The organism is Pseudomonas sp. PVC-5-1, from assembly GCF_057444345.1.
On record NZ_CM172024.1, the window covers coordinates 2985363 to 3008802 of the forward strand.

The following is a 23440-nucleotide window of genomic DNA, read 5'->3' on the forward strand; positions in this document are numbered from 1 at the left end:
TTATTAAAGGCAAGATCAAGGAACGACCAGCGTATCGCCAGCCTGAAGTTGGATGTTGGTGGACATATCCCGGCCAGACACCAGGTCTCTATATCGCACGGGCAGGATTTTTTGGGAAGCGCCAGTGCCGCGCACCACTTTGATTTCGCTTTCATCTGCAAACTTGTCCAGGCCGCCAGACATGCTCAGGGCCTGCAACACTGCGGTAGGGCCAGCCATCTGTACCGGCCCGGGCTTTATCACTTTGCCTTGTACATAGACCAGGTTGCCGGCGATGCTCTTGACGACAACGCTGACGTTCGGGTCGGGGAGGAATCTCTCGAGTTTGGCAGCCACTTGTTTTTCAACGGTCGTCACATCCAGCCCGGCAACATCGATGCGACCTGCCAGGGGGAACGTGATACTGCCATCGGGAAGTACGGTGGCTTCCTGGCGCAGGCTATCTTCCTGCCACACCGAAACCATCACCACATCGCCAGGGCTGAGCAGGTAGGTAGCACTGCTCGGGTCGGCCTTACCGGCACCAGACCACACCATCAGCATGCAGAACGCGGCAAACATTGAACGCACCATGAGGGTCCCTCCGGCCGAAAAGGCCCGACAAAGAGCACTGAATGAGAACAGCACACCAACTCTCGCTCCGCTTCGCGGCATACGCCAACCGCGATGACCTCGATCTTTACGAGGCCTTGCCTTGACGCTGTGCAGCCTGGGCTTTGCTGCCTGCAACCGTGGACCTGCACGGGCTACTGGCAATATAGCAACGGCTGGGGAATTGACAAGCGAGGCCCCGGGCCGCTGGCGTCAAGGGTAGAACCCAGGCTGGCGGATTCAGATCTTTCTCCTGTTGGCGACAGCTACAAAGCCAACGACAGCAAATGCAAAGAACCACCCTGCCGTTGAAACAGGGACGATACTGTTCTGATTGATATACATATCCGCCGCACGCGCTGCGCCACTTAACAGCGCCAGCAAAGACATCGATTTGATAATCAGAGCCGTGCGCATACGCCCCTCCTGAAGAGGAAAATCAACTGTTTGTTGGCGAGGTGTTCGGGAGTTGTTTCACCGTTGAGATGAGCTTATGAACACAATGACATTGCGTCAACGATTCGACACTATAATAAAATTCAATGGGCGCCGGACTATATAGTCAAAATATCGACGCGCAAATTGAGCATAGGGCGCTGCATGGGTGGCGCCATAGTTTCATCGCTGAGAAAGGCAAGGCCGTGGGGCGGTTTGGCGCCCCAGCATGTTATTCGTCTGCGTGATGCACCACGACCAGCAACTGCGCCGGCAGCGGCCCCACCGACCTTAGCCTGTGTGGTGTCTGGGCATTGAAATGCAAGGCATCGCCTTGCTCCAGCAGTACCCGCTCGCTCATGAAGTCCACTTCCACCTGGCCGGCGTGGACGAACAGGAATTCTTCGCCCAGGTGCTCCTTGAACGTAGGGTCGCTGAACTCGGTCGGCGGCTGGATCAGGAACGGCAGCAGGCTGCGCTGCCCGACCTGGCTGGTGAGGGCCGAGTACCCCGGCCCTGCCCCGTCACCCACCAATGCCTGGCGCTCGCCATGGCGTACCAGGCTGTAGCGGTTCTGGCCGGTCTGCTCTTCGGCGAACAGTTCTTCGACATTGACATTCAGTGCCCGCGCCAGCTTCAGCGCGGCGGCGATCGAGGGGGTGTTCAGGCCACGTTCGACCTTGGACAGGTAGCTCTTGGTCATGCCGGTCTTGTCGGCCAGCAGCTCCAGGGTCATCCCCAGTTTCTTTCGCAGCAGTTTCAATCGGATAGACATGTGACGCGGATTTCCCAGGCGAAGGCAGCCTGGCCATCATACGTGGACTGCCAGGGAAATGCTGGGGCTGCTGTGCTGAGTCTTGTAGGAGCGGCCTTGTGTCGCGATAGGGCTGCAGAGCAGCCCCGGCAATTTGTGCACTATTGCTGAAACCCTGGGGCCGCTTTGCGGCCCTATCGCGACACAAGGCCGCTCCTACAAAAAGCCAGCGCAGGCCCAGGGTTACGGCATCACCGGCGGCAGGTACTGCAACGTCGTACCCAATGCCCACAGCAACACCAGCACCAGCGGCACGTGCACCAGCAACTGCACGAACGAGAAGCCGATCAGGTCGCGTGCCTTGAGCCCCAGTACCCCCAGCAGCGGCAGCATGTAGAACGGGTTGATCAGGTTCGGCAAGGCTTCTGCGGCGTTGTAGATCTGCACTGCCCAGCCCAGGTGGTACTGCAGGTCATTGGCCACCAGCATCACGTACGGGGCCTCGATGATCCACTTGCCACCACCCGATGGGATGAAGAAGCCCAGCACCGCCGAATACACGCCCATCAGCACGGCATAGGTGTCATGCGTGGCGATCTGGGTGAAGAACAGTGAAATGTGGTGGGCCAAAGTCTGCTCGTCGACGCCCTTCACCTGGGTGAGAATGGCAGCGATCGAACCATACAGCGGGAACTGGATCAGCACCCCGGTGGTGGTCGGCACCGCGCGCGCCACCGCATCGAGGAAGCTGCGCGGGCGCCAGTGCAGCAAGGCACCGAGCATGATGAACAACAGGTTGTAGGTGTTCAGCCCGGAAATGGCGGTAATCGCCGGTTTGGTGGCGAACTCCTGGTACAGCCAGCCGGCGGCCAGGGCCACCAGCAACAGGATCAGGATGGGGCTGTGCTCAAGCCATTCGCCCGGGCGGGTGCGCTGGGGTGCCGGTGGCGCGGTGAAGCTGGGGTCGACCCCACAGTCCTGGGCGCTGCGCGCACTGTTCGGGCCCGGGGCTGTGGCGTAGGCGATCACCAGCGAGACCACCACCAATGCCGCCAGCATCACGCCGGACTGCCAGAGGAAGATGGTCTCGGTGAACGGGATCACCCCGGTAATCGACAGGATCGACGGTGGCAGGCTGGCCGGGTTGGCCTGCAATTGCGCCGCCGACGAAGACAGGCCCAGCGCCCACACGGCGCCCAGGCCCAGGTAGGCGGCGGCGCCGGCGGCGCGGTAGTCCATCTTCAGTTCGGTGCGTCGGGCCAGGGCGCGCACCAGCAGGCCGCCGAACACCAGCGACAGGCCCCAGTTGAGCAGCGATGCCAGCATCGAGATCAGCGCCACCCAGCACACTGCCGAACGGCCATTGCCGGGGATGCGCGCCAGGCGGTCGATCAGGCGCGCAGCGGGCGGCGAGCTGGCCACCACATAGCCGCCGATGACCACGAAGGCCATCTGCATGGTGAAGGGGATCAGGCTCCAGAAGCCATCGCCAAAGGCCTTGGCGGTGTCGGTCGGCTTGGCGCCCATGGCCAGGGCGCCGATGCACACCAGCAGCACTGCCAGGGCGGCAAACACCCAGGAATCGGGGAACCAGCGTTCGGCCCAGTTGGAGCAGCGCAAGGCAAAGCGCGCGGAACGGCTGTCTTGGATTTCAGCGGCCACAGTTCAATTCCTTTTATTGGTTTTATGAGGTAAAGCAGTATTGCCAGACAACGCAAAAACCCTGTGGGAGCGCGCGTGCCCGCGAATGCGTCGGTAAATTCACCGCAGCATTCGCGGGCACGCCCGCTCCCACAGGGTAGGATCACATGATGCGTTAGAAGGTCATTTCCTTCACATCATCCGGCACGATCAGCTTGCCGGCGGTTTTCTCGATGATTTCCTCGATGCTCACCCCAGGCGCGGTCTCGCGCAGGATGAAGGCGCCGTTTTCGATTTCCAGGTAGGCCAGGTCGGTCAGCACCTTGCGGATGCAGCCAGCACCGGTCAATGGCAGGCTGCACTGCGGCAGCAGCTTGGACTCGCCGTCCTTGGACGCGTGGGTCATGGTGACGATGATGTTCTCGGCACCGGCCACCAGGTCCATGGCGCCGCCCATGCCCTTCACCAGCTTGCCCGGGATCATCCACGAGGCGATGTTGCCTTGCACATCCACTTCGAAAGCGCCGAGCACCGTCAGGTCGACATGGCCGCCACGGATCATGGCGAACGACTGCGCCGAATCGAAGATCGAGGCACCGCGGCGGGCGGTGACGGTCTGCTTGCCGGCGTTGATCATGTCGGCATCGATGGTGCCTTCGGTGGGGAATTCGCCCATGCCGAGCAGGCCGTTTTCCGATTGCAGCATCACATCCATGTCGGCGGGTACGTAGTTGGCCACCAGGGTCGGAATGCCGATGCCCAGGTTTACGTAGTAGCCGTCCTTCAGTTCACGGGCGACGCGTTGCGCCATCTGTTCGCGGGTCAGTGCCATGGTCAGGATCTCTTTGTTGTTCTGGTGGATGGCGCTCAGGCCTTGACGGTGCGCTTTTCGATACGCTTTTCGAAGGTGCCGACGATGACGCGGTCCACGTAGATGCCCGGGGTGTGGATCTCGCTGGGCAGCAGCACGCCAGGTTCGACGATCTCTTCCACTTCGACCACGGTGATCTTGCCGGCGGTGGCCGCCAGCGGGTTGAAGTTTTGCGCGGTGTTGCGGTACACCACGTTGCCGTAGTGGTCGGCCTTCCAGCCCTTGACGATGGCGAAGTCGCCGGTGATGGATTCTTCGAGGATGTACTTGCGGCCGTTGAATTCGCGCACTTCCTTGCCGTCGGCAACCGGGGTGCCGTAGCCGGTGGCCGTGTAGAAGGCCGGGATGCCGGCGCCACCGGCGCGCATTTTCTCGGCGAGGGTGCCTTGCGGGGTCAGCTCCACTTCCAGCTCGCCGCTCAGCAGCTGGCGTTCGAACTCGGCGTTCTCGCCCACGTAGGAAGCGACCATCTTGCGGATCTGCCGGTCTTCCAGCAGCACGCCCAGGCCAAAGCCGTCGACACCGCAGTTGTTGGAGACCACGGTCAGGCCCTTGACGCCACGGCGCTTGATTTCGCTGATAAGGTTTTCCGGGATACCGCACAGGCCGAAACCACCAGCCAGTACCGTCATGTTGTCGGTCAGGCCTTCGAGGGCCTGTTCATAGGTTGCAACGCGCTTGTCCAGTCCGGCCATGCTGATCCGCCTTTTGTAGTTGTTGAACCGACGAGGCTGTCGGTGAGCGTGTTGGGACATCTTCACCGCAAGCGACTGATTTGTTAATTTTGTTTTCATCATCGATTGATAACTTTTGCAAAACAACCAACAGGCCTGTCATGAACGTCAAGCAACTGCGCGCCTTTGTCGCTGTGGCCAAATACCAGAGCTTCGCCCAGGCCGGTGAACACCTGCATGTCTCGCAACCGGCACTGAGCCTGACCATCAAGGCCCTGGAAGAAAACCTTGGCGGCGCCCTGCTCAGCCGCACCACGCGCAGCGTCAGCCTGACTGCCGAGGGCGAGGTGCTGCTGCCGCTGGCACGGCGCCTGCTGGCCGACTGGGACGACACCGAAGAAATGCTGCGCCAGCGTTTCACCCTGCAACTGGGCCGGGTTTCGGTGGCGGCCATGCCGGCCTTTGCCGGCAACCTGCTGCCCCACTCGCTGAAGGTATTTCGCCAGCGTTACCCGAAGGTCAACGTCACGGTGCACGATGTGATCAACGAACAGGTGCAGGAACTGGTGCGCCATCGCCGCGTCGAACTGGGCATCGGCTTCGAACCCGACAACAACGATGGCCTGGATTTCCACCCGTTGTACATGGACCGTTTCGTCGCCGTGGTGCCCGCCGATTCGCCCTTGGCGCAGCTGCCTCAGGTCAGCTGGGCACAGTTGCTTGCCGAAGACTTCGTGGCCCTGCAACGCCCTTCGGCGGTGCGCCTGCTGATGGAGCAGAACGTGGCCGCCCGCCACGGCAAACTGGCGGTGGCTTTCGAGAGCCATCAGTTGTCTACCGTCGGGCGCATGGTCGCCAGTGGGCTGGGGGTCAGTGCCGTGCCGGCACTTTGCATCAATCAGATGCAGGAGCTTGGCGCCCGCTGCGTGCCCTTGGTCGAGCCCACGGTCGAACGCCGCATCGGTGTGATTGCTCTTAGCGAACACAAGCTTTCCACGGCAGCGCAAGCGCTGCTCGAGGTACTGCTTTCCAATACCCGCATCCCGGAGGTGACATGCGTTACGTGAAACTGGCAGGTTCGAGCGTTCCGGCCATCGGCCAGGGCACCTGGTACATGGGTGAAGATCCGGCTCGCAAGGCGGCCGAGGTGGCGGCCCTGCAACAGGGTATCGAACTTGGGCTGAGCCTGATCGATACCGCCGAGATGTATGCCGAAGGTGGCGCGGAAGAAGTGGTTGGCCAGGCCATTGCCGGGCGCCGCGACCAGGTGTTCCTGGTCAGCAAGGTGTATCCGCACAATGCCAGCCTGCGCGCCATGGCCGCCGCCTGCGAGCGCAGCCTCACCCGCCTGGGCACCGACTGCATCGACCTGTACCTGCTGCACTGGCGCGGCCAGCACCCACTGGAAGAAACCGTCGAGGCGTTCGAGCGCTTGCGCGAGCAAGGCAAGATCAAGCGCTGGGGTGTTTCCAATTTCGATGTCGACGACCTGCGCGAACTGCACAACCCCGATTGCGCCACCAACCAGGTGCTGTACAACCCGGCCCAGCGTGGCATCGAGTTCGACCTGTTGCCTTGGTGCGAAAAGCGTGCGCTGCCGATCATGGCCTACTGCCCGCTGGCCCAGGCCGGGCGCCTGCTGCAGCACCCGGTGCTGGCGGAAATCGCCGAGCGCCATGGGGCCACGGTGGCCCAGGTCAGCCTGGCGTGGGTGACACGCAATGACGGGGTGATAGCCATCCCCAAGGCCGTGACGCCCGAGCATGTGCGGCTGAATGCCGCTGCGGGTGCGCTGACCCTGACCGGCGAAGACCTGCGGGCGATCGACCGGGCGTTCCCGGCACCGACGCGCAAGCAGCGGTTGGCGATGGTGTAGCGACTGACACGAAATCGTTTTTTGTGGGAGCGGGCGTGCCCGCGAACACCGGCAAAGCCGGTGCCATCCACCGCGGGGGCTGCTTCGCGGGCTTGCCCGCTCCCACAAGTACCCGCGCAAAGATGGGGCTTCAGTGAAAGTCCCGGCTGCGTACATCCAGCCCTTGCAACAGCGGGCTCACATCCTCCAACCGCCGTGCTATCAGGTGGCGCACGCCATTCTCCTGCTCCAGCCGCCCGCTGACCTTGAGCAACTGCGCCCCCACCAGTGCCCGCCGCTGCCGCTCGGCAAGATCCCGCCACACCACCACATTGACCATGCCGTGCTCGTCCTCCAGGGTGACGAAGGTCACGCCGCTGGCGGTCTGTGGCCGCTGGCGGCCCACCACCAGCCCTGCCACGGCAATGTTGTCACCATGCCCGACATCTTGCAGCTCGCGCGAACTGCGACAGCCCAGGGCCCGCAGGCGTGAGCGCAACAAGGTCAGGGGATGCGGCCCAAGCGTGGTACCCAGGGTCTGGTAATCGGCCATCAGGTCCTCTGCCACACTGGGGACGGGCAGTTCGACGGTACTTTCCGGCAAGGCTTCGATATCGGCGAACAAAGGCAGCTGCGGCTGCACCGCCGCCACCTGCCAGCGCGCCTGGTGCCGGTCCCTGGCCAAGGCGCGCAGCGCACCGGCATCGGCCAATTGGGCCCGGGCTCGCGAATCGAGCCCGGCACGCAGGCACAGGTCTTCGACATCGCGCCATGGCCGCTGCGCCCTCGCCTGCTCCAGGCGCCTGGCGTCGGCCTCGGCAAAGCCGCGTACCAGGCGCAAGCCCATGCGAATGGCCAGCACCTCGCCAGGCTCAGGCTCGAGCGTGCAGTCCCAGTCACTGTGGCACACATCGACCGGCCTGACCTCGATACCCTGGCGCCGGGCCTCTTGCAGCAACTGGTCGGGGCTGTAGAAACCCATGGGCCAGCTGTTGACCAGCGCGCAGGTGAAAATCGCCGGTTCATGGCACTTGAGCCAGCTGCTGGCATAGCACAACAAGGCAAAACTGGCCGCGTGCGATTCCGGAAAGCCATAGCTGCCAAAGCCCTTGATCTGCTCGAAGATGCGTTCGGCAAACGCCAGGTCATAACCATTGCGCAACATGCCCTGCACCAGCCGCTCGCGGTGCGGTTCCAGGCCGCCGTGACGCTTCCAGGCGGCCATGCTGCGGCGCAACTGGTCGGCCTCGCCCGGGGTGTAGTCGGCCGCGACCATCGCCAGCTCCATCACCTGCTCCTGGAACAGCGGCACACCCAGGGTGCGCTCGAACACTGCCTTCAGTTGCGGCGAGGGATAGGTCACCGGTTCCTGCTTCAGGCGCCGGCGCAGGTAAGGGTGGACCATGTCGCCCTGGATCGGCCCGGGGCGGACGATGGCCACCTCGATGACCAGGTCGTAGAACTTTTCCGGCCGAAGCCGCGGCAACATGGCCATTTGCGCGCGCGACTCGATCTGGAATACGCCCATGGTCTCGGCACGGCTGATCATCGCGTAGGTGGCCGGGTCTTCGGCGGGGATGGACGCCAGGGTCAGGTGCCGGCCACGGTGGCGTTGCAGCAGGTCGAAGCAACGGCGCAAGGCGCTGAGCATGCCCAGCGCCAGCACATCGACCTTGAGCAGGCCGACCATGTCCAGGTCGTCCTTGTCCCACTGGATCACCGTGCGCTCCGGCATCGCGGCATTCTCCACCGGCACCAGCTCGTCCAAGGGTTGCTGCGAGATGACGAAGCCGCCCGGGTGCTGTGACAGGTGCCGAGGGAAGCCGATCAGTTCGCCGGCCAGCACCAGTACCCGGCGCAGCGAAGGGCTGCCCGCCTCGAAGCCGGCCTCGGCCAGGCGCTGGTCGTCGGGTATGCGATCGCTCCAGCGGCCACAGCATTTGGCCAGGGCGTCCACCTGGTCGGCGGGCAGCCCCAGCACCCGCGCCACATCCCGCACCGCACCGGCGGCATGGTAGGTGTTGACCACCGCAGTGAGCGCCGCCCGGTGCCGGCCGTAGCGACGGAAAACATACTGGATCACCTCCTCGCGCCGGTCGTGCTCGAAGTCCACGTCGATGTCCGGCGGTTCGTTGCGCTCGCGCGACAGGAAGCGCTCGAACAACAGGTGGTGTTGCATGGGGTCGAGCTCGGTGATGCCCAGCACGAAGCACACCACCGAGTTGGCTGCCGAGCCCCGCCCCTGGCACAGAATGCGCTGGCTGCGGGCGAAGGCGACGATGTCGTGCACAGTCAGGAAGTAGCTTTCGTAGCCCAGCTCCTCGATCAGCGCCAGCTCCTTGGCCAGCACATCCCGCACCTTGCTGCTCGGCCCGTTTGGCCAGCGCGACGGCAACCCCTGCTGGCACAATTCGCGCAACCAGCTCGCCGGGCTATGCCCCTGGGGCACCAGTTCGCGTGGGTACTGGTATTTCAATTCGCTCAGTTCGAACTGGCAGCGCGCAGCGATCGCCAGGGTCTCGGCCAGCAGGTCGGCGGGATAGAGTTCGCCCAGTTGCGCCTGGCTGCGCAGGTGCCGCTCGCCATTGGCAAACAGGAAGCGCCCGGCCTCGGCCACCAGGCAATGTTGGCGAATGGCGGTCATGCAATCTTGCAGGGCGCGGCGACCGCGCACGTGCATGTGCACGTCGCCACAGGCCACGGCGCGGATGCCGACCCTGGCCGCCAGGCCGCGCAAGCGTTCAAGGCGCAAGGTATCGTCACTGCCGCGGTGCAGGTGCACGGCCAGCCACAGGCGCTCGCCGAACACGCCGTGCAGCCACTGCCCGGGGGTGGCATCGCCGCTGTCATCGGCTACCCACAATGCCAGCAGGCCCTGATGGTGCTGCTGCAGGTCATCGCGAAACAGTTGGTACTCGCCCTTCTGCGCCCGCCGCCGGGCCCGGGTGATCAGCGCGCACAGGTTCTGGTAGCCGGCCAGGTCCTGCACCAGCAGCACCAGCCTGGGGCCGTCCTGCAACTGCACTTCACTGCCCACGATTAGCCGCAGCTGGTGTTCCTTGGCCGCCTGCCAGGCACGGACGATGCCGGCCAGGGTGCATTCGTCGGTGATCGCCAGCGCCTGGTAGCCCTGTTCACGCGCGCGCCGGAACAGCTCGTCGGCGCTCGACGCGCCGCGCTGGAAGCTGAAGTTGGACAGGCAGTGCAGCTCGGCATAACCCGGGGTGTTCATGCGAACCAGCCCTGCAGCCACAACGGGCCGGCCTTGCCCAGGTCGCGGTAGGCCCAGCCGCGCAGGCCGTCGCGGGTTTCGATACGGTAATAGTCGCGGCGCACATCGCCGCCATCCCACCAGCCCGATTCGATGCGCTCGGCATGGCCTTGCAGGCGATAGCCGCCTTCGTCCAGCGCCATGGGGGCCGACAGCAGCCAGCCAGGGCGGCTGCCAGGAACGACCGGCATGTTGCCCTGGGCACCCTGCTCTACCGCTTGCCAGGCACACTCGGGGCGATGATCGGCTGCCGCGCTCAGGCCCTTGACCGCCTCATCCCCCAGGCGGGCGCGTAGCCGTTCGCGCAATTGTTCCCAAGGTTGCGCCTGCTGCGCACGCGGGTCGAACAATGCCTGGTGTTGCGGCACGAAGGGTGGCAGGTCCTCGGCAACCAGCCGCAGGTTGCGCACAGGTGCGGGAATGCGTAGCGGCTCCAGGCGCCCGCGCGCCAGTTCGAACAGCATCGCAGCATCGCGTTCGGCGGCCAGCAGGCCTACCTTCAGCAAGGTATCCGGTCCTTCGGCATGCTCCAGGTGCAGGCAGAAACGCTGCACGCCACAGTCACGCCCGGCGAGGAACGCGGCAAGGTCGTTGAGCATGCGCCGCAGCGGAAACAGCAGGGCCTGGTGCGATTCGACGTCGAAGTTCAGCTCCAGCCGGGTCTCGAAACGGTCCGGGGGCTGGTAGAAGCCCAGCCCCAGATTGCGCAGGCCGAGCAACTGGTCAAGGTGCAGCTGCACCTGGGCCGGAAAGCGCCTGGCCAGGCTGTCGCGGGGCAAGGCCAGCACCTGGCTCAACTGGCGCAGGCCCATGCGGGCAAAGGCCTCGGCAGCCTGCGCAGGCAGGCCGATACGCTCGATGGGCATGCCCAGCAGCGCCGCACGGGTGGCATCGGCATCCATCACGGCCAGGCCATCGTGAGCATTGGCGAGCATGCGCGCCGCCACCGGGTTGCTGGCCAGGACGATGCGTTGGCGCAAGCCCAGCTCCGCCAGCTCCTGGCGCAGGCGGGCCTCGAACAGCGGCCAGGGGCCGAACAGCTGCAGGCTGGAGCCCACCTCCAGCAACAGCGCCCGTGGGTAGTGCAGGCTGACCTGGGCACTGAAGCGGTAGGCCCAGGCTGCCAGCAACTGCTGCACCTGGTCGATGCGCTTGGGGTCGGCCTCGACGCAGCTGAAGCCATCGGCCAGCGCACGCGCCGCCGTCAGGGTTTGCCCGGCCCGCAGGCCGAGCGCCGCCGCCGCCGGGTTGACCGCCTGCAGCACACGTCGCTGGGTCGGCCCGCCAAGCAGCACCAGGGGGGTATCGGGGTCGTCACGCTCACGCAGGACCGTGTCCAGCGCCAGCTGCGGGAGCAGGATGCAGGCCCATAGCATGTTGCATCAGCCCCGCCCCGGGCAGGCGATGGGCAGCGCCGGTGGCATGCCGCCACGGCTTTTCAGCACGCGCCATTGTGCTGGACGGGTGTCGACGGCAATGCGCAGCGCCGCGGGTGAAGGGTTGTGCGCCGCCTGTTGCGGCCGGCAGGCGAAGGCCAGCGCCTGCCCGGTTTCGGCAGCCACCTGCAAGCGCCGCAGGGCGCGGTCATCGGCACGTTCCGGCCAGCACAGCACCGCCGCGCAACTGCCGGAGCGCAGGCACTGCTCGGCGGCCCACAGGGCATCGGCAGGTGCGGCGTCCACCTGTACCAGCCAGCGCAGGTCCACCCCCGCGGCCTGCCAGGCCGGGGCGTAAGGAATGAATGGCGGTGCCACCAGCACGATTCGGCTGGCTTCAGCGCTCAAGCGGGCCAGGGTTGGCCACAGCAGCTGCAATTCGCCACAGCCGGGGCTGGCCAGCAACAGTTCGCTGAGCGCAGCCGCCGGCCAGCCACCTTCCGGCAGGCATTGGTCAAGGGCGGCATGGCCCGTGGGCTGCAGGCCGAGCGGCCGCGCCTGGGCCTGCCGGCCGCGCCATACCCGGCGCTGGTCGAGCAACCTGTCGAGGTCGACCACCGCGCCCATCAGTCACGCCTCAGCAAGCCGCAGAACACGCCTTCGATGAAGAACTCCTGTTCAGGCCGCACATCGATGGGCGCATAGGCCGGGTTGCGTGGCAACAGCCGGTAATTGCCACCCTGGCGCTGCAGGCGCTTGATGGTCACCTCGCCGTCCAGGCGCGCGACCACGATCTGGCCATCGCGGGCGTCGGCCTGCTGGAGGATGCCGACCAGGTCGCCGTCGAAAATGCCGTCGTCGATCATCGAATCGCCACGCACCTTCAGCAGGTAGTCGGGGGTACGGCGGAACAGGCTGGGGTCGAGCAGCAGTTGCTCGTGAATGTCGAGGTCCGGGCCGATGGGGGCGCCTGCCGCCACCTGGCCCAGCACCGGCACTTCGAGGATTTCCGGGCGGCGCAGCCGTTCGGCCAGGCGTATGCCCCGCGCCTGGTTCGGCGTGACGTCGATGTAGCCGGCCTGGCACAGGGCGGTGATGTGCTTGCGCGCCACGCTGCGCGAGGCAAAACCGAAGCGCGTGGCGATATCGGCCAGGCTCGGCGGCTGGCCGTGGTCGGCGATGCGCTCACGGATGAACTCGAAGATGGCGCGGCGTTTTGGGGTAAGATTGTCCATGGAGCACATTTGTACTCTTTTCGGAGCACGCTGAACAGCCCCCTTCGTCGACGGCTTGGCGGCTGCGATCCGCGAAACTACCGCAATGATGCTGAAGGCTATATGGCTGGTCCCAAACCTGACTGCACATGGCGAATTGAATCAGCAGGGACACTGTGGGAGCCGCGCTTGCCGGCGATGGGGCGCGAAGCGGCCCCGGTTACAGATGCCCGCTGTGGGTCGGTAACAGCCAGTCGGAGCAGACCGTTCCCGCCCCATCGCTGCGTCGTTACATAGACCAACGACCAAAATGCTGCTCCAGGAACTCAGTCACCAGCGAGGCGATCTGCAACTGGATCGCCCCCCGCGACCGGGCGTTATCGCCGTCCCGGCAAATGACACCATCCCCTGGAGCATCGTCTTCGAGCAACGCCATCGCGCCTGGTTTGCACGTCGACAAGAAGCTGAAATGGCTGGCGTCCTCGATCTCGACATAACGACTCGTCGCCGAAGGCAGACGCTTGGCAAGGTCAGCAGATTCCAGCTGCGCGGGAAGGTCTTCAGAAGGCGCGCCGGCCGCAATCACCAACGTCGGCACTGGCAAAGCCGCAAGGCTTTCATCGGTCAGGCCACGTGACAGACCAAGATCCAGGGTAACGATGTTGGCCCTTCGCCACCCGCCCGAACTGATCCGCCTGGGCCATGACCGCATTGATGGCCCGCTGCAAGTCAATGGGACGCCGCCACAACTGTGCCGCGGCTTCAGGGTTGCGATCGCGGGTAGTAGTGCCGGGGTGGTTGACCGCCGCCACGATGTAGCCTTGGTGAGCCAGTGCACTGGCCAGCCACGACTGGTTTCCCCAATTGCCGCGAAAGCCGTGGGAAAACACCACCAATGGATACGTGCCTGCAGTTGGAGGTGCATCGCGCACAGCGAGGTCACCGCTGAAAACCGGGCTATCAGCGATCAACTGTGGTGGCGCAATGGTCGTACTCGGGTACCAGACGACCAGCTCCAGCGGACGGTCAGTTTGCCTGTCCGATAATGTCGAGGTCTTGAAGCCAATGGGCTTGTAGCCAGCGAATGCAGGTATGTCCAGCCAGATAAAAAGCAACAAGCCGAGCACTGTTTTCATTGTTTTTCTTCCTTGATAGGTCAGCGTCGATCAGATGCAAACCGGTACGCGGGAAACATATCTGCCCTCGCCGCGCCCCACACAATCTTTCCGGCGATGCAGCGCTCCAATAGACCAGATAGTGGAAATATATTTTGCGCACTAAATATTATCGCGCAATATTCAGCCCAGGCAGCAAGCAGTCGCTGATCCCACTACCCAAGCTAACGGAGCATGATCATGACCTTCATCAAAGCAATCGCCATCACCACCCTGACCTTCGGCAGCAGCGTCGGCGCCTTCGCCCAGACCGCCTCCCCGTACCAGTACGGCATGAACCTGGACATCGCCCAAGTGATCGCGGTGGAGGCCTCGGGCCACGCCACCGACCACGCCGACACCGCCACCCTCACCTACCGTGACAGCGACGGCAAGGTGCAGAAGATCAGCTACCTGCGCCCAGCCACCTCCGCCAACCAGAACTGATGACAAAGCTTCGAAAGCCGGAGCGTGCCAACGGCCGGTTTCTCGGTTGGCTTTCCAGCTTTGGCAGTTGCTGACTCGACGCGCAGGCGTCAACCTCGCGTTCGAGCACAGCTCTGCCAAGGCTGCCGTACTCCAGTACACTCAGGAAGTCGCGTAGTTGACGTGACTCCAAAGGCAAAGAATCTCCCTTCTGGCCCGCCCATGATTTTGGACCTGGATACCCAATGCTGACTGCCCTGCTGTTCGACCTCGACGGAACCCTCACCGACACTGACACCTTGCATCTGCAGGCCTTTCGCCAACTGCTGCGCGAGCATGACGGCCGCGAACTGAGCCAGGCGCAGTTCGATGCCCAGGTCAGCGGCCGCGCCAACGGCGAGCTGTTCGCCGAGCTGTTTGCCGGCGCCAGTGCCGAGCAGTGCCAGGTGCTGGCCGACCGCAAGGAGGCGCTGTTCCGCGACATGTCGCCGGCTCTTGAGCCGATGCCGGGCCTAGTGCGCCTGCTGGAACATGCCCAGGCTCGTGACATCGGCATGTGCGTGGTGACCAATGCACCGCGGCTGAACGCCGAACACATGTTGAACGCCATGGGCCTGGGCCAGCGTTTCGCGCACGTGCTGGTGGCCGAGGAACTGGCACGGCCCAAGCCGGACCCGCTGCCCTACCTGACCGGGTTGCAGCGGCTGGGTGCCGAGGCCGGGCAGGCACTGGCCTTCGAGGATTCGCTGCCGGGGGTGGCGGCAGCGAGTGGCGCGGGGATCTTTACCGTGGGCGTAGCCACTACACAGACGCCGGAGCGGTTGCTGGCGGCGGGGGCGAAGCTGGTTGTCCGTGACTTCAACGACCCGGCGTTGTGGTCCTTGATCGGATCCATGCAATGAGCATACGGGGCCGCTTCGCGCCCCATCGCCGGCAAGCCAGCTCCCACCTCGACCGCATCGGCCTCAAGCCATGCGCCATCCCTGTGGGAGCTGGCTTGCCGGCGATGGGCTGCGAAGCGGCCCCAGAATTTCAAGGCAATATGCATGCCCCAGCCATTGTGCACACCCAGGTCCACCCATGCTGATCGACGAAGAACTGACCCTCAAGAAGCTGGAAACCTTCCTCGCCTTCATGCGCACCGGCAACCTCGGCCGCGCCGCCGTCGAGCTGGCCACCAGCGCCGTCAGCGTGCACCGTGCCATCCACTCGCTGGAAAGCGCACTGCGCTGCCCGCTGTTCAAGCATGAAGGCCGCCAGCTGATCCCGCTGGAAAGCGCCTACGTGCTGGAAAAGAAAGCCCGCCAGCTGATCCAGGACGCCGAGCAGATGGTCCGCCAGACCCGCGAGGCCGCCGGCTTCTACGCCGAACGCTTCCGCTTGGGCGCGCTCTACTCGCTGACGGTGAAAACCGTGCCCAAGCTGGTCATGGGCCTCAAGCTGCGCCGCAGCGAACTCAACATCGACCTGACCCTGGGCTCCAACGTCGACCTGCTGCAGCGCCTGAAGAACCACGAGCTGGAGGCCATCCTCGTGTCGCTCGACGAAAGCGTCAGCGACCCGGCCTGCGAGCAGCTGCCGCTGTTTTCCGACGATATCTTCCTTGCCGTGCCCATCGATTCACCCTTCGCCGAGCAGGCCGAGGTGGACCTGGCCGACCTGGCCGACTCCACCTTCATCACCCTGACCCAGGGCTTTGCCACCCACCGCGATGGCGCCCGGGTGTTCCAGCAGGCCGGCTTCGAACCCAAGGTGGCCATGCAGGTGAACGATATCTTCACCCTGCTGAGCATGGTCAGCTCGGGCGTGGGCTTTGCCCTGCTGCCCGGGCGTATCGCGGCGGTGTACGAAAACCGGGTCAGGCTGATTGCCCTGAAGCCGCAATATCGCTTGCAGCAGCATATTGGCGTGGTGTTCCTCAAGGCGCGGGAGCGGGAGCCGAACCTGCTGGCGTTACTGGCGGAGTGCCGGATGTACAGCCTGGAACGTTGAAGGGCTGCGGACACAGCTTCTTTTGTTGTTTGCTGCACTGCCTCTTCGCGGGCTCGCCCGCTCCCACAGGGATGGTGCATTGCCTGAGACCTGCTCGGTACCTGTGGGAGCGGGCAAGCCCGCGAAGAGGCCAGTACAAGTCCCCGCTAAACCACCAAGGCCCGCTGCACCTCCCCCACCGTTGTAGCCAGGCTGTTCAGGTGCAGGTTCAACACCCGCTCCACCGGCGCCTGGTCCAGCGGCCAGTGCAAGGCAATGCTCCCGGCCAGGCGCCCTTCGGCATGCACCGGCAGGGCAATGGCGCGGATCAGGAACGGCAAGCGCACCGGGTACTCCCAGTGCCCTTCGGTGCGCTGGCCGAACCCCTTGTTCGCTTCCTCCTCGATGTCGCGCAGCACCGTCTCGTCGCCCACCCGCTCATGGGCCGCCAGGCGCTGCACTTCATCGACCGCCAACTCACCCAGGCATGCCCGCCCCATCGCCGAGTGAAACAGGCTGGCATGATGGCCGACGATCTGGCAGGTGTGCGGGTAACGCTTGCGCAATACCTGGGGCACAGCGCTTTCCATCACCTCCAGCCGCTCGCCGTCGAAACACGACAGGTCGGCCACCAGCCCGGTGCGCTCGCTCAATTCCAGCAGCATGGGCGCGGCGTGTTCCACCAGGCGCCGCTTGAAACGCAGCTGGCGGTCACCGAACAGGCGCCGCGCGCACAGCCGGTAACGCCTGTCGCTGAGGCCGCGGTAAACCCAGCCTTGCTCCTGCAAGGTGGCGAGCATGCGCGATACCGTGGCCTTGGGCAGCGCCGTCAGGTAATGCAGTTCTTCCAGGCCCAGCGCCTGGTGTTCGCCAAGCAGGTCGACGATGGCCAGCGCCCGCTCCACCGAACGCACGCCGCCACTGTCTGCCGTGATGCCCATGAGTGTGACCTCCCTGTAACTGGATGGTCAGGATAGCCAGCAAGATCCGCGCCTGCCCAGTGGTTTCATGGCGCTTGCAGGCTCCGGGGTGGGCGCCGCGCTACCCAACGGGTGAGCTGTTCATGGGCATGGGCCAGCTGCAACACCGCATGGTCGGCGTGGGCCGGGCCGATGATCTGCAGGCCCATGGGCAACCCGGCAGCGTTGAAACCGACCGGTACGCTGATGCTCGGCAAGCCGGCCAGGGTCGGCCCAATCACCACTTCCATCCAGCGGTGATAGGTGTCCATCGCCCGCCCTCCGACCACCGTTGGCCACGGTTGCCGTGCATCGAATGGGAACACCTGGGCCGATGGCAACAGCAGGTAATCGTAACGCTCGAACAGCTGGCCCAGCGCGCGGTACCAGTGGCTGCGGGCCACCGAAGCCTGGTACACCGCCGCCGCGCTCAGTTGCAGGCCACCCTCCACCTCCCACTGCGCCTCGGGCTTGAGCAGCGCGCGCTTGCCCGGGTCGGCATAGGCCGCAGCGAGGTTGCCGTGCACCAGGAAGTGGCGATGGGTCAGCCAGCATTGCCACAAACGCGCCAGGTCGAACGCCGGCTGGCAGGCCTCGACCCGGCAGCCCAGTTCGGCGAAGTCTGCCAGGGCCGCTTCGCACAGGCTCAGCACCCCGTCATCCATCGCCAGGTAGCCGTCGTAGTCGCCCAGCCAGCCGACCCGCACACCGCGGAAATCGCGCTGCAACCCGGCGGCAAAATCGCGCCGGCCATCACTCAGCGACAACGGCGCCCGCGCATCGAAGCCCGCCTGGGTCGACAACAGCCGCGCCACATCCACCACGCTGCGGCCCATCGGCCCCTCGGTGGCCAGCTGCTGCACGAACAGTTCCGGCGCCGGCCCGTGGGGTACGCGGCCCTGCGACGGGCGCAGGCCATACACGTTGTTGAACGCCGCCGGGTTGCGCAGCGAGCCCATCATGTCGCTGCCGTCGGCGACCGGCAGCAGGCGCATGGCCAGCGCCGCCGCCGCCCCACCGCTGCTGCCCCCGGCCACCTTGCCCGGGTCGTAGGCGTTGGTGGTGGTGCCGAACAGGGTGTTGTAGGTCTGCGAACCAAGGCCGAATTCCGGCACATTGCTCTTGCCCACGATCAGCGCACCACTGGCCCGCACCCGCGCCACGCTGATCGCGTCCTGCTCGGGCACCTGCTCGGCGAACAGCGGCGAGCCCAACGTGGTGCGCAGCCCGGCAGTGGCGGCCAGGTCCTTGATCGCCTGGGGCATGCCATGCATCCAGCCGCGCGAATGGCCACGGGCCAGCTCGCGGTCACGCTCATCGGCCTCGGCCAGCAGTGCCTCGGCCGGGCGCAGCGACACCAGCGCGTTGACCTGCGGGTTGAAGCGTTCGATGTGCGCCAGATAAGCCTGCATCACCTCCCGACACGATATCTGGCGGGCATGGATGGCCCGGGACAATGCCTCGGCATCGAGGGCAACGATGGGGTCGATGGCTAGCGGCATCACGGTTTCACTCCAAGGTTGAAAGCGGCAGGCTTGCCCGCGCGTGGGGCTTCTTTCAGGCAATAGGTGCCCAGCAGTGTCAGCAGGCAGGCGAACAGCACGTAGAACGACGGCGCCACCGGGGTACCGAGCACCTTGCTCAGCCAGGTGACGATCAACGGGGCGAAGCCGCCGAACACCATCACCGCCACGTTATAGGCCACCGACACACCGGTAGAACGCACCTCGACCGGGAACTGCTCGGCCAGGGCCGTGGGCGCCGGCCCGAAGAAGCCACCGATGGCGGTGCACAGCAGCAGTTGCATCACCAGCAGGCGCTCCAGCGACGGCGCGGCAGCCACCCACACATACAACGGGTAGACCATGACGAAGAACGCCAGGGTGAAGGCCATCAGCACCGGGCGCCGCCCCAGCCGGTCAGACAACGCCCCGGACAGCGGGATCACCACGGTCATCAGGCCAACCGCAAGCATCTGCACCAGCAGCACCTGGTCCAGCGGCAGGCCGAGGTTCTTGTGGGCGAAGGTCGGCATGTTCACCAGCACCACGTAGAACGACACCGTCGCGCCACAGGCCAGGCCCATCGATACCAACAGGCTGCGCCGATGCTCACGCAGCACCTGCCACAGGCTGGGCGACTGGCCCTTGGCCTGGCGGCGCGCCTCAATGAATTCCTCGGGCTCCTCCATGTGCTTGCGAATCCACAGCCCCACCGGGCCGATCAGCAGGCCAAGCACGAACGGGATACGCCAGCCCCAGCTGTCCAGCGCCGCTGGCGTGCACAGGTGGGTGACCAAGGCCACCATCGCCGCCCCGGAGAACACCGCCAGGCACTGCCCCACCAGCTGCCAAGAGCCATACAGGCCCTTGCGGTGGGCCGGCGCACTCTCCACCAGGAAGGCCGTGGCGCTGGCGTACTCGCCGCCGGTGGCAAAACCTTGCAGCATGCGCGCCACCACGATAAGCAGCGGCGCGGCCATGCCGATGGCCAGGTAGTCGGGGGCAAAGGCGATCATGGCAATGGACACGGTCATCAGCCGGATGATCATCTGCATCGCCGCCTTGCGGCCCTTGCGGTCGGAATACATGCCCAGCAGCACACCGCCCACCGGGCGCATGAAAAAGCCGACGCCGAAGGTGGCCAGGGCCATCAGCAGCGAGGCGTATTCGTCGTCGGAGGGGAAGAACTGCCGGGCGATGATGCTGGCCAGAAAGCCGTACACGATAAAGTCATACCACTCCAGGGCGTTGCCGATGACGGCGGCGACCACTTGCCGGGTACGCGACACGCCGGTGCTCGAAGTCTGCATAGGAAACACTCCACACAATGATTGGGTGAACGCCCAGGCGCGGTCGCGCCCGGGTTCCAGCGGCAGTCGTCAAAAGGAAAGGTCAGGCGGGCGCGAGCCAGCGCTCTGCCAGCGCGCCCCAATAGGCGGCACCGGTCAGCAGGATCTCGTCGTTGAAGTCGTAGGCCGGGTTGTGCACCATCGGCCGCGATACGCCATTGCCGATGAACAGGTAGGCGCCCGGGCAGCGTTGCAGCATCCAGGCGAAGTCTTCGCTGCCCATCAGCTTGCGGGTGTTGCCATCCACAGCCTCGGCACCGAGCAGTTCTACCCCCACCTGCCGGGCGAAGGCGTTTTCCGCGGCGTGGTTGACCAACACCGGGTAGGCCGGGCGGTGTTCGATGGTGGCGCGGCAGCCGAAGCTCTCGGCCTGGCTGACAATTATCGCCCGCACCCGCTCCAGGGTCTGCGCCCGCACCTCGGCGTTCAGCGCGCGCAGGCTCAGGCGCAGCAGTGCCTGCTGCGGGATCACGTTGGCCGCTTCGCCGGCCTGCAAGGCGCCGACGGTAACCACGGCCGCCTCCTGCGCATCGATATTGCGCGCCACCACGGTTTGCAGGGCCATCACCACACTGGCCGCCGCCACCAGCGGGTCGACGGTCAGGTGCGGCATCGAGCCATGGCCGCCAACCCCGTCGAGGGTCACCGTGAGCAGGTCTTGCGAGGCCATCATCGGCCCCTCGCGAAAGCCCAGGTGCCCGGCCGGCAGCCCGGGCATGTTGTGCATGCCGAACAGTGCATCGCAAGGGAAGCGCTCCAGCAGGCCGTCGGCCAGCATCGCCTCGGCACCACCCTGGCCCTCTTCGGCCGGCTGGAAGATCAGCGTCAGCGTCCCGTCGAACTGCCGGGTCGCCGCCAGGTAGCGCGCGGCGCCAAGCAGCATGGTGGTATGCCCGTCATGGCCGCAGGCATGCATGCAGCCCTGGTGCTGGCTGCTGTACGCGGCGCCGGTGGCCTCGTGGATGGGCAACGCGTCCATGTCGGCGCGCAGGCCCAGGCGGCGTGAGCTGCTGCCATTGCGCAGTACGCCGACCACGCCGGTCTTGCCGATACCGGTGTGCACTTCATAGCCCCATTCTTCGAGCAGTTGGGCGACCAGCGCCGAAGTGCGGCTTTCTTCGAAACCCAGTTCCGGGTGAGCGTGGATATCGTGACGGATTGCGTGCAGGTCGCTGGCCACATCGTTCAGCCAGGCCAGGATGTGCTGATGTCGGGACATGTAGAGTCTCCTCGCGCGGGTGGTTTCCCGTTCTTGTTGTTCGCCTTGAGGTCACGACGGGTAAGGCAGGTCGTGCTTGGCTGACAGATAAGCGCGAGGAGCGATGAAGCACAATCGAATCTGGTTTCGCACGGTGGAACCGAAACGTGGCTTGCCGGGGAGGCAGTCACTTTGGCGGCCCTACCTGCTGGCCGTAACCATCTCATCCAGACGCACGAGAAGGCCGCCAGTGTTCCAGCTGAAGCGCCGCGCCACTTTTGAACCCCCAAGGCATGGGCAATCCAGGGTGTTCCACCACAGGTACTTGGACTTGTAAGTCGCATCGATGATGGTATGCGGCAGGCCGTCATCGCTGTTCAGGTACTCGGTCATCTGGCCGAGGGCATCGAATTCGGCGAGCAGGTTGCCCTTGTCATCGTAGCGCGCTCGCCAGGTGCTGCCGTCCGGATAGCTGACCTGGGTCACCAGCGTGGTCAGGTGGTGATATTCGTAGGTGGTCTTGCGGCCCAGCGGGTCGGTTTCTTCCAACAGGCGGGCGTATTCATCGTACTTGAAGGCGAGCCGGTTGCCGTCCGGCAAATCCAGGCCAACCATGTTGCCCTGCTCGTCCAGCTCGATGGCGTAGCGTTCGCCACCGTAGTCACGGCTGGCGAGCACGCGATGATCGGCGTTGTACTGCACTTCCAGCTCGCGGCCGAGCACGTCGGTGGCCCAGCTGGTGCGGGCGTCGAGGTCGTAGCGGAAATGGTAGTGCTCGCCATCGCTGGTCCAATGCTCGACCACCCGTGGTTTGCCACCCTGGGTTTCCCAACGGTAGTGGCAGCCCAGGCCCAGCGCGTTGCTGTGGGTCACCATCAGGCCTTCGGCGTAGCTGAAGCTGCGCACCGTGTCGCCGTTGCGGTTGATCACCGCGCTCAGTTGGCCGTGTTCGTCGTAGCGGTACTGGGTGAGCGTTTCCACCGCTTCGTTGTTCACCACGCGCTTGATGTCGGTCAGGCGACCCAGCGGGTGGTCGTAGTGCAGGTGCACGCGGGTACCGCCGGTGGCGCTGATGTCGGTCAGCGTACCATCGGGCGTGCGGGTGAAATGCAGGAAGTGGCCGAGGGCGTTTTCGATGCGTTGCAGTGGCACTTCGCTGTTGGTGTCTGGCACTTCGCCGAAATAGAAGAACAGGTTGTCGAGGGTTTGCAGGATGTAGTGGCCGCCCTCGGTGCATACAGGTACACCTGTTCGTGCGGGTTGTAGATGCGCCCGGCGGCACATGCAGTGAAAGAATATCGGCTCTACCTATACTTTGGCAGAGCCAAATAAACTATTAGTTATTAAAGATCGAATCCTTATTACCCTAGTACTCACAACAAAAAATTTAAATTAAAAACAACACATAACCGCACATCGAAAATCAGATCCAAACACTAAAAATGTTGACGCAGAGCGCCAATTCCAGGTTCTTCTGGACCTTCGTCGAGCTTATTCGCCCTCATATAACCCAACATACTTCAAACCATTATAATTCGACTTTAGCGGCTTGGAAATTTCCGTGCCACCATCAGAGTACCAGAAAATTGCATTAGCCTTAGTAATTCCAAGTCTCAAACACTCCGCCTTTAGATCCTCAATGCAACTGGAATCAACCGCAGATTCAAGCAAGATCTCCTCTAAATTCACCTCCTCCGCTTTTCTTGGTATAATCCCTATGAAATCCTCGTCATACCATCTCACACCAATATCTTTGCAAAACCCACAAACCTTATATGCTGGATCATCCAAATCCACAGAATAGTCCAATTCAAAATACTTTAGATATTCATCCTCCGAAGAGAAATTTGTACCTACCCAAACATGAACTTTTTCATACCGATCAATATCATAAGAATCCATTTAGCATGCTCCTAGCTTCATGTGTTTGCTGTGATGTGAATCGATCACGCTAAGCGCTTGAGCTTTGCTTTGCGCACCATTCAGGTCTTTAATTAAATTATTATGGAACAGCCTTCCAGCCCTACTACCATGGTGCGGACCGTCCGGCACAGGATTACCATGTTTGTCTGTCACACCCACAAAAGTAATATCTTTGGTTGGCACTGTCATTTCTTTAAGCTCTTGAGCGGTAAAGCCAAGTTCTTTTGCCTTCGACGCTATAGAGACAGGGAACATCTCATGTTTACCTCCCGGATT

The 23440-nt window shown here is 64.0% G+C and carries 20 protein-coding genes and 2 pseudogenes; 5 read left to right on the plus strand and 17 right to left on the minus strand.

Going from position 1 to position 23440, the window contains the following annotated elements; translation table 11 throughout:
* Positions 1-15: 15 nt before the first annotated feature.
* The 6 genes from AC2T3R_RS13630 to AC2T3R_RS13655 form a co-directional block, all read right to left on the minus strand.
* Complete coding sequence (locus tag AC2T3R_RS13630; protein WP_486743779.1) at positions 16-573, minus strand: polysaccharide biosynthesis/export family protein; 558 nt, start codon at positions 571-573, stop codon at positions 16-18.
* A 258-nt stretch (positions 574-831) separates the two neighbouring features.
* Positions 832-1008: an EPS-associated small membrane protein EppA gene (gene eppA / locus AC2T3R_RS13635; protein ID WP_013972718.1), complete on the minus strand. Its 177-nt coding sequence runs from the start codon at positions 1006-1008 to the stop codon at positions 832-834.
* Positions 1009-1258: 250 nt separating this feature from the next.
* The gene (locus tag AC2T3R_RS13640) at positions 1259-1801 is read right to left on the minus strand and encodes a helix-turn-helix domain-containing protein (protein ID WP_039613642.1); all 543 of its coding nucleotides are present in this window, start codon (positions 1799-1801) and stop codon (positions 1259-1261) included.
* Positions 1802-2023: 222 nt separating this feature from the next.
* The gene (locus AC2T3R_RS13645) at positions 2024-3442 is read right to left on the minus strand and encodes a short-chain fatty acid transporter (RefSeq protein ID WP_013972720.1); all 1419 of its coding nucleotides are present in this window, start codon (positions 3440-3442) and stop codon (positions 2024-2026) included.
* Positions 3443-3596: 154 nt separating this feature from the next.
* On the minus strand, positions 3597-4253 hold the full coding sequence (locus AC2T3R_RS13650) for a CoA transferase subunit B (RefSeq protein ID WP_015270420.1): 657 nt from the start codon (positions 4251-4253) through the stop codon (positions 3597-3599).
* Positions 4254-4288: 35 nt separating this feature from the next.
* Positions 4289-4987 carry a CoA transferase subunit A gene (locus AC2T3R_RS13655; protein WP_015270421.1) on the minus strand — a complete coding sequence of 233 codons (699 nt, stop codon included), beginning with the start codon at positions 4985-4987 and terminating at the stop codon, positions 4289-4291.
* 140 nt (positions 4988-5127) lie between these two features.
* On the opposite strand from AC2T3R_RS13655, the gene AC2T3R_RS13660 reads away from it, so the two are divergent.
* On the plus strand, positions 5128-6033 hold the full coding sequence (locus AC2T3R_RS13660; protein ID WP_013972722.1) for a LysR family transcriptional regulator: 906 nt from the start codon (positions 5128-5130) through the stop codon (positions 6031-6033).
* Positions 6021-6842 carry an aldo/keto reductase gene (locus AC2T3R_RS13665; RefSeq protein ID WP_137137501.1) on the plus strand — a complete coding sequence of 274 codons (822 nt, stop codon included), beginning with the start codon at positions 6021-6023 and terminating at the stop codon, positions 6840-6842. Before AC2T3R_RS13660 ends, AC2T3R_RS13665 begins: the two co-directional genes overlap by 13 nt.
* 130 nt (positions 6843-6972) lie before the next feature.
* On the opposite strand, the gene AC2T3R_RS13670 is transcribed toward AC2T3R_RS13665, so the two are convergent.
* The 5 genes and pseudogenes from AC2T3R_RS13670 to AC2T3R_RS13690 form a co-directional block, all read right to left on the minus strand.
* A complete protein-coding gene (locus tag AC2T3R_RS13670) occupies positions 6973-10053 on the minus strand; it encodes an error-prone DNA polymerase (protein WP_486743780.1) in 3081 nt (1026 codons plus the stop codon).
* Entirely contained in the window at positions 10050-11468 is a 1419-nt protein-coding gene (locus tag AC2T3R_RS13675) for a Y-family DNA polymerase (protein WP_486743781.1), read from the minus strand. The genes AC2T3R_RS13670 and AC2T3R_RS13675 overlap by 4 nt, the downstream gene beginning before the upstream one ends.
* Positions 11469-11474: 6 nt before the next feature.
* Positions 11475-12095, minus strand: coding sequence for a translesion DNA synthesis-associated protein ImuA (imuA, locus tag AC2T3R_RS13680; protein WP_025339259.1), 621 nt, complete (start codon positions 12093-12095; stop codon positions 11475-11477).
* A complete protein-coding gene (gene lexA / locus AC2T3R_RS13685; RefSeq protein WP_013972727.1) occupies positions 12095-12703 on the minus strand; it encodes a transcriptional repressor LexA in 609 nt (202 codons plus the stop codon). The genes imuA and lexA overlap by 1 nt, the downstream gene beginning before the upstream one ends.
* 268 nt (positions 12704-12971) lie before the next feature.
* A pseudogene (locus AC2T3R_RS13690) lies at positions 12972-13818 on the minus strand (alpha/beta hydrolase family protein).
* Between the two features lie 219 nt (positions 13819-14037).
* Here AC2T3R_RS13690 and AC2T3R_RS13695 point away from each other — a divergent pair.
* The 3 genes from AC2T3R_RS13695 (at position 14038) to AC2T3R_RS13705 (ending at position 16254) form a co-directional block, all read left to right on the plus strand.
* Positions 14038-14283: a DUF2790 domain-containing protein gene (locus tag AC2T3R_RS13695; RefSeq protein ID WP_015270475.1), complete on the plus strand. Its 246-nt coding sequence runs from the start codon at positions 14038-14040 to the stop codon at positions 14281-14283.
* A 224-nt stretch (positions 14284-14507) separates the two neighbouring features.
* Positions 14508-15164 (plus strand): HAD family hydrolase, encoded by a 657-nt coding sequence (locus AC2T3R_RS13700; RefSeq protein WP_013972730.1) that lies wholly within the window; start codon positions 14508-14510, stop codon positions 15162-15164.
* A 178-nt stretch (positions 15165-15342) separates the two neighbouring features.
* Positions 15343-16254, plus strand: coding sequence for a LysR family transcriptional regulator (locus AC2T3R_RS13705; RefSeq protein ID WP_013972731.1), 912 nt, complete (start codon positions 15343-15345; stop codon positions 16252-16254).
* Between the two features lie 146 nt (positions 16255-16400).
* Here the strand turns inward: AC2T3R_RS13705 and AC2T3R_RS13710 are convergent, their stop codons facing one another.
* The 6 genes and pseudogenes from AC2T3R_RS13710 to AC2T3R_RS13735 all read right to left on the minus strand — a co-directional run bounded on the left by AC2T3R_RS13710 (position 16401) and on the right by AC2T3R_RS13735 (position 23143).
* Positions 16401-17174: an IclR family transcriptional regulator gene (locus AC2T3R_RS13710; protein ID WP_015270476.1), complete on the minus strand. Its 774-nt coding sequence runs from the start codon at positions 17172-17174 to the stop codon at positions 16401-16403.
* A 65-nt stretch (positions 17175-17239) separates the two neighbouring features.
* Positions 17240-18694 carry an amidase gene (locus AC2T3R_RS13715; RefSeq protein WP_486745289.1) on the minus strand — a complete coding sequence of 485 codons (1455 nt, stop codon included), beginning with the start codon at positions 18692-18694 and terminating at the stop codon, positions 17240-17242.
* Positions 18694-20004 carry a citrate-proton symporter gene (locus AC2T3R_RS13720; RefSeq protein ID WP_039613655.1) on the minus strand — a complete coding sequence of 437 codons (1311 nt, stop codon included), beginning with the start codon at positions 20002-20004 and terminating at the stop codon, positions 18694-18696. Before AC2T3R_RS13720 ends, AC2T3R_RS13715 begins: the two co-directional genes overlap by 1 nt.
* A gap of 82 nt (positions 20005-20086) precedes the next feature.
* A complete protein-coding gene (locus tag AC2T3R_RS13725) occupies positions 20087-21262 on the minus strand; it encodes a M20 aminoacylase family protein (protein WP_486743782.1) in 1176 nt (391 codons plus the stop codon).
* Between the two features lie 282 nt (positions 21263-21544).
* Positions 21545-22512 (minus strand): annotated as a pseudogene (locus AC2T3R_RS13730) (type IV secretion protein Rhs); the annotation flags it as partial.
* A gap of 220 nt (positions 22513-22732) precedes the next feature.
* Positions 22733-23143: an immunity 22 family protein gene (locus AC2T3R_RS13735; protein WP_060480624.1), complete on the minus strand. Its 411-nt coding sequence runs from the start codon at positions 23141-23143 to the stop codon at positions 22733-22735.
* Between the last annotated feature and the right edge of the window lie 297 nt (positions 23144-23440).

Excerpts from the sequence above, each read along its gene's own strand:
- AC2T3R_RS13720 (WP_039613655.1), bottom strand. The coding sequence starts at position 20,004 with ATGCAGACTTCGAGCACCGGCGTGTCGCGTACCCGGCAAGTGGTCGCC.
- AC2T3R_RS13715 (WP_486745289.1), bottom strand. The coding sequence starts at position 18,694 with ATGCCGCTAGCCATCGACCCCATCGTTGCCCTCGATGCCGAGGCATTG.
- AC2T3R_RS13650 (WP_015270420.1), bottom strand. The coding sequence starts at position 4,253 with ATGGCACTGACCCGCGAACAGATGGCGCAACGCGTCGCCCGTGAACTG.
- AC2T3R_RS13725 (WP_486743782.1), bottom strand. The coding sequence starts at position 21,262 with ATGTCCCGACATCAGCACATCCTGGCCTGGCTGAACGATGTGGCCAGC.
- AC2T3R_RS13700 (WP_013972730.1), top strand. The coding sequence starts at position 14,508 with ATGCTGACTGCCCTGCTGTTCGACCTCGACGGAACCCTCACCGACACT.
- AC2T3R_RS13735 (WP_060480624.1), bottom strand. The coding sequence starts at position 23,143 with ATGGATTCTTATGATATTGATCGGTATGAAAAAGTTCATGTTTGGGTA.
- AC2T3R_RS13630 (WP_486743779.1), bottom strand. The coding sequence starts at position 573 with ATGGTGCGTTCAATGTTTGCCGCGTTCTGCATGCTGATGGTGTGGTCT.
- eppA (WP_013972718.1), bottom strand. The coding sequence starts at position 1,008 with ATGCGCACGGCTCTGATTATCAAATCGATGTCTTTGCTGGCGCTGTTA.
- AC2T3R_RS13640 (WP_039613642.1), bottom strand. The coding sequence starts at position 1,801 with ATGTCTATCCGATTGAAACTGCTGCGAAAGAAACTGGGGATGACCCTG.
- AC2T3R_RS13705 (WP_013972731.1), top strand. The coding sequence starts at position 15,343 with ATGCTGATCGACGAAGAACTGACCCTCAAGAAGCTGGAAACCTTCCTC.
- AC2T3R_RS13655 (WP_015270421.1), bottom strand. The coding sequence starts at position 4,987 with ATGGCCGGACTGGACAAGCGCGTTGCAACCTATGAACAGGCCCTCGAA.
- AC2T3R_RS13675 (WP_486743781.1), bottom strand. The coding sequence starts at position 11,468 with ATGCTATGGGCCTGCATCCTGCTCCCGCAGCTGGCGCTGGACACGGTC.
- AC2T3R_RS13670 (WP_486743780.1), bottom strand. The coding sequence starts at position 10,053 with ATGAACACCCCGGGTTATGCCGAGCTGCACTGCCTGTCCAACTTCAGC.
- lexA (WP_013972727.1), bottom strand. The coding sequence starts at position 12,703 with ATGGACAATCTTACCCCAAAACGCCGCGCCATCTTCGAGTTCATCCGT.
- AC2T3R_RS13710 (WP_015270476.1), bottom strand. The coding sequence starts at position 17,174 with ATGGGCATCACGGCAGACAGTGGCGGCGTGCGTTCGGTGGAGCGGGCG.
- AC2T3R_RS13660 (WP_013972722.1), top strand. The coding sequence starts at position 5,128 with ATGAACGTCAAGCAACTGCGCGCCTTTGTCGCTGTGGCCAAATACCAG.
- AC2T3R_RS13695 (WP_015270475.1), top strand. The coding sequence starts at position 14,038 with ATGACCTTCATCAAAGCAATCGCCATCACCACCCTGACCTTCGGCAGC.
- AC2T3R_RS13665 (WP_137137501.1), top strand. The coding sequence starts at position 6,021 with ATGCGTTACGTGAAACTGGCAGGTTCGAGCGTTCCGGCCATCGGCCAG.
- imuA (WP_025339259.1), bottom strand. The coding sequence starts at position 12,095 with ATGGGCGCGGTGGTCGACCTCGACAGGTTGCTCGACCAGCGCCGGGTA.